Annotated in this window: 6 protein-coding genes, 1 pseudogene and 1 riboswitch; all 7 genes and pseudogenes read right to left on the bottom strand. The window is 70.4% G+C overall.

What is annotated here, in order from left to right; all coding sequences use genetic code 11:
- Positions 1 to 1,357, bottom strand: a pseudogene (locus ACTHL9_RS05180) (alpha-mannosidase); the annotation flags it as partial.
- Between the two features lie 89 nt (positions 1,358 to 1,446).
- On the bottom strand, positions 1,447 to 2,301 hold the full coding sequence (fdhD, locus tag ACTHL9_RS05175) for a formate dehydrogenase accessory sulfurtransferase FdhD (protein ID WP_440517780.1): 855 nt from the start codon (positions 2,299 to 2,301) through the stop codon (positions 1,447 to 1,449).
- Positions 2,302 to 2,358: 57 nt separating this feature from the next.
- Complete coding sequence (locus tag ACTHL9_RS05170; RefSeq protein ID WP_440517779.1) at positions 2,359 to 3,675, bottom strand: molybdopterin molybdotransferase MoeA; 1,317 nt, start codon at positions 3,673 to 3,675, stop codon at positions 2,359 to 2,361.
- Positions 3,672 to 3,995, bottom strand: a complete 324-nt coding sequence (locus ACTHL9_RS05165; RefSeq protein WP_440517778.1) for a DUF6457 domain-containing protein — start codon at positions 3,993 to 3,995, stop codon at positions 3,672 to 3,674. Before ACTHL9_RS05165 ends, ACTHL9_RS05170 begins: the two co-directional genes overlap by 4 nt.
- A gap of 1 nt (position 3,996) precedes the next feature.
- Entirely contained in the window at positions 3,997 to 4,656 is a 660-nt protein-coding gene (gene mobA, locus ACTHL9_RS05160) for a molybdenum cofactor guanylyltransferase (protein ID WP_440517777.1), read from the bottom strand.
- Positions 4,657 to 4,685: 29 nt separating this feature from the next.
- On the bottom strand, positions 4,686 to 5,186 hold the full coding sequence (locus ACTHL9_RS05155; protein WP_440517776.1) for an HNH endonuclease: 501 nt from the start codon (positions 5,184 to 5,186) through the stop codon (positions 4,686 to 4,688).
- A 219-nt stretch (positions 5,187 to 5,405) separates the two neighbouring features.
- Positions 5,406 to 6,152: an NlpC/P60 family protein gene (locus ACTHL9_RS05150; protein WP_440517775.1), complete on the bottom strand. Its 747-nt coding sequence runs from the start codon at positions 6,150 to 6,152 to the stop codon at positions 5,406 to 5,408.
- 362 nt (positions 6,153 to 6,514) lie between these two features.
- A riboswitch (cyclic di-AMP (ydaO/yuaA leader) is annotated at positions 6,515 to 6,675 on the bottom strand.
- Between the last annotated feature and the right edge of the window lie 270 nt (positions 6,676 to 6,945).

Raw genomic sequence — 6,945 nt, 5'->3', positions numbered from 1 at the left:
CCTTGTCGGAGAAGTTGCGCGCGGCGTGGGCGACCTCGGCCCCCGAGACCTCCGAGCCGTAGGTGTCGGCCGGCGGGAAGTGGGTGAAGATGCGGGTGCCGTCCAGGCCCTCCCAGCGGAACGTGTGGTGCGGGAACCGGTTGGTGGTGTTCCACGAGATCTTCTGGGTGAGGAACCAGCGCGAGCCCGACAGCGCCACGAGCTGCGGCATCGCGGCGGTGTACCCGAACGAGTCCGGCAGCCAGACCTCCTGGGTGTCGATCCCGTACTCGTCCAGGAAGAACCTCTTGCCGTGGACGAACTGCCGCGCCAGCGCCTCGCTGCCGGGCAGGTTGGTGTCGGACTCGACCCACATGCCGCCGACCGGCACGAACCGTCCCTCGGCGACCTTCTCCTTGATGCGCTCGAACAGGTCGGGGTACAGCTCCTTCATCCAGGCGAGCTGCTGGGCGGACGAGCAGGCGAAGGTGAACTCTGGGTCGTCGTCCATGAGGGAGACGACGTTGGAGAAGGTGCGCGCGCATTTGCGGATCGTCTCCCGAACCGGCCAGAGCCAGGCCGAGTCGATATGGGCGTGGCCGGTCGCGACGAGCCTGAGCGAGCTCGTGCTGGCGGGCGCGGCGCGCGCCGCGGCGCGCGCCGCGCGGCCGGCCTTGGCCGATCCCGAGACGTCGTCGGGATCCATGACGTCGCACATCCGATCGAGGGCTCGCAGGATCTCGTAGCGCCGCGGGCGGTCCATCGGGAGCTCGTGCATGAGGCCGCGGAGGCTCAGCACATCCTGGACGAGCTCCCACACCCCAAGGTCCCGTTCCGCCAGGACGACGGGGCCGAGCCTGTAGAGGGGCTCGCGGCTGGCCGTGTCGGGATCCCCCTGGGCCGTGGGCGCGAACTCCCAGTGCTGCGCGAGGTCCGGATTCGCGGCCGCTTCGACGAAGAAGAGGACGTCCGGGCCTCCGCCCAGGTCGGCGACTGGGATGTAGCGGTTGCGTGGGTTGATCGCCTTGATGGGGTGGCCGTCCCGGCTCCACGCGAGCCCTTCGCATTGGAAGCCCGGCACCTGAGGGGAAAATCCGAGGTCGACGACGGCCTCCACCGCGAAGCCCTGCTCACCCCAGCCCTCGGGAACCTCGGCGGAGAGCCGCAGCCACATGGTTCCCCACGTGGGGCCCCAGAATTCTCCGGGAGCACTCGGCGAGAAGGTCTGGGCCGTCGCCTCCCCCCATGCGACTGGCTCGCCGGGAGCGTCCCAGCGCTCGACCCGGAGGGGCTGCGAGCGGCGATAGATCCCCGGCTGGAGCCGGTCCCGGAGGAACCTGTCGATGCGCGCTTCAGTGATGAGCCTGTCGTCGTGCACGATGCCCCGCTCTGTCCAATCGCTTGACTAATCCGCCTCAGACAAAGCTACTCGCCCGTAGCTCACAGGGGAAGCGCTTCCCCTGCGCCTCAGCCAAGGAGGCGCTCGTGCCCCGCGTAGACGTTGAAACTGGACCCGCGGCTGAAGTCGACGAGCGTGACTCCCAGCTCGTCCGCCAGCTCTGCGGCAAGGGTCGAGGGCGCGCTCACCGCCGCCAGGGCGGGGATCCCCGCCATGGCGGCCTTCTGCACGAGCTCGAACGAGGCTCGGCCGGAGACCTGCAGCACGGTCTCCCGGAGCGGCAGCAACCCCGAGCGCAGGGCCCAGCCGACCACCTTGTCGACCGCGTTGTGCCGCCCCACGTCCTCGCGAAGGCACAGCAGCTCGGCGGAGGTCCCGCCGTCGCCGATCCTGAAGAGGCCCGCGGCGTGCACCCCGCCCGTCTTGTCGAAGAGCGCTTGGGCCTCGCGGAGCCGCGCGGGCAGGCCGGCGACAAGCTCGGGGAGGAGGCGCACGCCGTCGTCCGTCGGGCTGTGGTGCCCCGAGCGCCGGACCGATTCGATCGAGTCCGTCCCGCAGATCCCGCACGAGCTCGAGGTATAGACGGCCCGGCCGGTCTCCGGCAGGACGACGTCCGGCCGCAGCTGCGCCTGCACCACGTTGAAGGTCTGCTGGCCGTTCTCGTCCTCGCCGCCGCAGAACCGCTCCGCCACGATATGCCCCGGCTCCCAGACCACGCCCTCGGACACGAGGAAACCCGCCACGAGGTCGAAGTCATCGCCTGGCGTGCGCATCGTGACGCTGTAGGACATGGTGCCGGAGGGACCGGTCAGCCTGATCTCGAGAGGCTCCTCGACGGCTAGCACGTCCTCTTTGTCCCGGACCGGGTACTCGCTGCCGAGGACGAACTTGCGCACCTTGCGCCGCTGGCTCAGCCGCCCCATCGGTGCCTCCTTCCGAGCCGCGACGGGCTCCACCTCACATCCTCCCCCGTGAAGCGGCTATCCATCCAGCCCGCTCCAGTCCACGGGTCCCTTGGAGGCGACGGAACGCTTCTTCGGCTTCGCTCCGGGCGCAGCTGCTTCGGTGAGGGGCCGGCCCCAGGGCAGGGGCAGCGCCTCGGCCGGTTCGCCCAGTTCGAGCCCATGCGGCGGCACCACCATGACGCCGTCCGCTCGCGCGAGTCCCCGAAGCATCCCCGAGCCGCTCCCGCCGCTTGGCGAGGCCATGCCATAGACGCGGCGGAAGGGCACGAGCCGCGTGCGCTTGAGCTCGGGCTCGAAGACCTTCCCGGACGGGACCTGGACGGTGGTGAGAAGCGGACGGCCCGCCATCGCCGCGAGCAGGGGCTCCCCGACCGCCAGGAAGCCCATGACCGCTGCGAGCGGGTTCCCGGGCAGGCCCACGAAGAAGCGCCCGTCCGGCAGTTCGGCGAGCACCGTGGGGTGCCCGGGGCGCATCGCGATGCCGTCCACGAGCAGCTTCCCGCCGAGGCCTGCCACGATGTCGCGGAAGTGGTCCGACTCGCCTTTTCCCGTGCCGCCCGTGGTGATGACGACGTCGGCCGGGCCGGCTGCGTCTGATATCGATTCGTCGTCGGCAAGGGCCGAGTGCCACTCCTCGGCGGCGTCGCCGATCTTGCGCTGGCCCACGAGGATGCCCCCGTACACCGTCACGAGCGGCGGGATGAGGAAGCTGAAGACGTCGCGCACGCGGCCCGGCTCGGGCTTCCCCGACTCCACGACCTCGGAGCCCGTCCTCACGAGACGGACGAGCGGCAGGCCCTCGACCGGCAGCTCGTCATAGCCGGCGACCGCCGAGAGGGCGAGCTGCGCCGGACCGAGCACTGTGCCCGCCGGCAGGAGGACCTCCCCGGGCTGTGCCTCCTCGCCAGAGGGGCGGATGTCCGCTCCCCCTGGCGGCGCGCCCGGTGGGGCTGCCGCACCGAGCCGCAGGTGCGGGAGCCCTTCGGCGTCGGGCGCGATCTCGCCGTGCTCTCGGCGCAGCACCGCGCGTGCGCCGGGCGGGATGAGCCCGCCCGTGACGATCGGGCTCGCCTGATGGGCGGAAAGCTGCTCGCCCGCCTCGACGAGGATCCAAGGCCCGGACCCGCTCACGGCCCAGCCATCCATCGCGGACGAGGCGTAATGCGGCATCGGTGTGAGTGCCGTCAGATCTTCAGCGAGCGTGCGCCCCGCGCAGAGCCGGAGCGGCAGGCGCACCGGAGGGATGCGCGGGGCCGCCGCGGCCGCGACCGCACGCGCCTCCGACCATGAGTGGTCCACGTGGTGCGCGGCGCCCGCGGCGCCGCCGCTCATTCCCCGGACCCGGACCGGTCGCCGCGGGCCTTCGCGAGCCTGCGGGCCACGTCGATGGCCGAGTCCATGGCCAGCCGCTCGCCCGCCTGTCCGGTGCCGGCCGCGAAGCCGGCAGCGTAGGCGGCGATGAACGTGGTGAGGGGAGCAGCCGGACGCACAATGGAGTGCGCAGCCACGCCCGCCAAGCCGAGGACTGCGTCGATGTCCACCTCGAGGTTGTCCAGCTCGAGGGCTTCGAGGAGCTCGTGGCACCAGTCTCGGAGGACTTGCTGCGTGTCCTGCGCTGGGCTGTCCTTCGGGTTGTCCGTGGCCTCCGACATCTCAGGCTCCTCCGGTCGCGTCAACGCTCCCCGGTCCCTCCGGGCGGCGGATGCCCCAGCGCTCAGCCGCGGACCACGTATCGACATCGTCAGCGAGACCGGGCGGGAGCCGCAGGGGCAGCACAGTCAGCCTAGCAACGAGGTGACGCAAGGGACGGTCGGCGAGGCCGCCGTCGTCATCGAGTTCGGCGAGGATCCGCTCAAGCGGGCCGCGGCGATAGAGGGCGAGCAGCGGCTGGGCGCGCCCGCCGTCGTCTTCGGCGAGCACGACGTCGGCCTCCGGTTCCGCGGCTGCGGCCGCCGCGAGCGGGGCGAGGGCCTCGCGGGCGCGGGGCAAATCGGCGGCAAGCAGGGCGACCCACGGCGCGTCGCCCGCTGGATCTCGCCTCAGCGCGGCGAGCCCCGCCGCGAGCGCGGCGACGGGTCCCGCGAACCTCGGGGATTCGAGCGTCCACCGGAGGCGGTCGCCGTCGTCCTCGGGCAGACGTCCGGCGGCGACGGCGCTCGTCTCCGGTCCGACGACGGCAATGACCCGCGCTTCATGCACGGCATCGAGCGCGTGCTCGAGGAGGGTGGCCCCACCCACTACGAGGGTCGGCTTGGGGAATCCTCCGAGCCTGGAGGCACGGCCGCCCGCGAGGACGACCGCGTCGAAGACCACGTCGGGAGTGTCGGAGCGGGATGTGCCGATCAGGCTGCCGACTCCGGAAGCAGGAAGGGGCTCCACTGGGCGACTGGCTTCTCAAGCTCCTTGATCTGCCACACCGTCCCTACCGGCTCCTTCGGTGCGAACCGCAGCTTCCATCCCATCTCTGCCGGGGTGTGATCACCTTTGACGTTGTTGCACCGGAGGCAGCAGGCCACGAGATTCTCCCACGAGTCCTCGCCCCCGCGTGATTTCGGCAGCACATGGTCAATCGTGTGGGCGGTCTTGCCGCAGTAGGCGCAGAGATGCCCGTCCCTCCGCAGCACGCCGCGTCTGCTGACGGTCGCGGTGTGGGTGCGGCGGGGTCTGATATAGCGGTTCAGGAGAATGACGGAGGGGCGTCCGAGCACATCGCGCGGACCAACGACTGGATCGCCGTCCTCCGCCACGATGCTCGCCTTCCCGGCGAGAACAAGCACGAGCGCCCGGCGGAAGCTCACTACCGCCAGCGGTTCGTACCCGGCATTCAGAACGAGTGTGCGCATGCGCGTTCCTCTTCACGGCCGTACCCGTCAGGGGCACAGGGCCGGCTGCCCTGTGCGTGGTCGGGCTGATCGACCCTTTTAGAGTACTGAACGAATTTGCACTTTCACGAATGACCGCTGGCATCGACGAAACCTGTGGCCGAGTATTCACCGTTTCGACACCAAAAAAGCGCGGTGCCCCTCCAAGTGAGGAGGGGCGCCGCGCTGTGAAGCCTAGGGTCAGCGATCCACGTGGATGAAGACCGGGCCGGAGCCGACGTTCACGCTGTAGAGGACGGTCTGGCCACCCTCCCAGCCGCCGTGGACGGCCATGCCGTTGCCGACGTAGACGGCGATGTGGGCCATGCCCATGCCGCCGTTCTGGTAGTACACGAGGTCGCCCACCTGCGCCTCGCCCGCGCTCACGATGTGGCCGAGGGACATGTAGCCGGCCGGCCAGCCGTGGTAGTAGATGCCGACGGCGGCGAGGGCGTTGGTGACGAGCATGGTGCAGTCCTGCGCCACGCCGAGCTGGGCGTAGGCGGCGGCCGCGATCGCAGCGCCGAGGCCGCTCGAGGCAACCTTCGGGGCGGTCTGGGCCGCAGGCTTCACGGCGGCACCCGCAGCGACGTTGGTCGTCTGCTGGACGGCAACCGTCGGAGCAGCAGGCGCCGGATCCGGCGTCGGCGCAGCCTCGGACTCGACCGCAGGGCGCTCGAAGCTGACCTGAGCGCCAGCGTCAGCGGCCACGTTGGCGTCAACGGCCGTCTGGACCTCAAGGGCGGTGGGGGCGGAGGCCTCGCGCTGCGTGGGGATCTCGGCAGCGTTGGCGGCGACACCGCTGGTCAGGACAAGGCCCGAAGCAGCGGCGATGACAGCTGCCTGGCGGCCCATGCCACCGGCGTTCTCAGTCACAGCCTTGGCGATGATGGCGATGGAGGACGTGTTCTCGGCCCGGTGCCGAGCCATTCCAGCACGAGTGGACATGTGGGGCGTATCTCTCTTTCGTCTCCCCGCGTGCCAAGGACTCTGGCACACGGATGAGAGCGCGGCAGCTGGGGGACGCCGCGCTCCGGTCAGGGGGTCAGCGGAACGTACAGAAGCCGGGGGACGCAGCGCGCGCGAGCGTGCTGTGGGACGACTTCTTTGACGCGAAAGCGCTCGGGGCACAAGCGCTCATCGCATCGGAGAGGACCGAGGCTTTGCGCTGCGATGGTGCAGCAGCAGAGTCGACGACCTGACGGCCGACGGTGCCTGCGCCGCTGAGATGAGCCGGACGGGCAGCCGAATGGCTGCCGCGGACCGACACGGTCCAGCGACGCGCAATGACGTTGCGTGACGACACAGAGGTAGCCTCTCCCAATGCCTGCGAGGTGAGCTGTCGGGTTCGGACTGGAAGTATCCGGCTTCCCGGCGCGAGCGCCGGGCTGCTTTACCCCAAGGTCCTTCTCGAGAGAAGGACCGAAAGTGGTTCCCCCGCCCCTGCCAGACGGTTGTGCGAACGGTCCCGGTCGGCGGCAGAGCTAGGCAATCCGACCGGATGTTCCAACTTGGTTGGAGTTGGAACATGAACGAGCGTACCCGACCCCTCACGAAAAGTCACATTCGGATCACAGGCGAGTCTCAGATGATCACGGCAAGGACACGAGGGATGAACCGGGAGGCCTATCTCACAACCAGCCGGCCGGGGGGGCGGCCCGGCCGGCGACCCAGACCGCGCAGTGGAGGTGGGATCCCGGGGCCGCGCCCGGCGGGCCGCGCCGGGCCCCGACGTCGCCGC

Source organism: Sinomonas sp. (assembly GCF_051955515.1).
GTDB lineage: Bacteria > Actinomycetota > Actinomycetes > Actinomycetales > Micrococcaceae > Sinomonas.
This window is presented reverse-complemented; position numbering and strand designations above follow the sequence as displayed.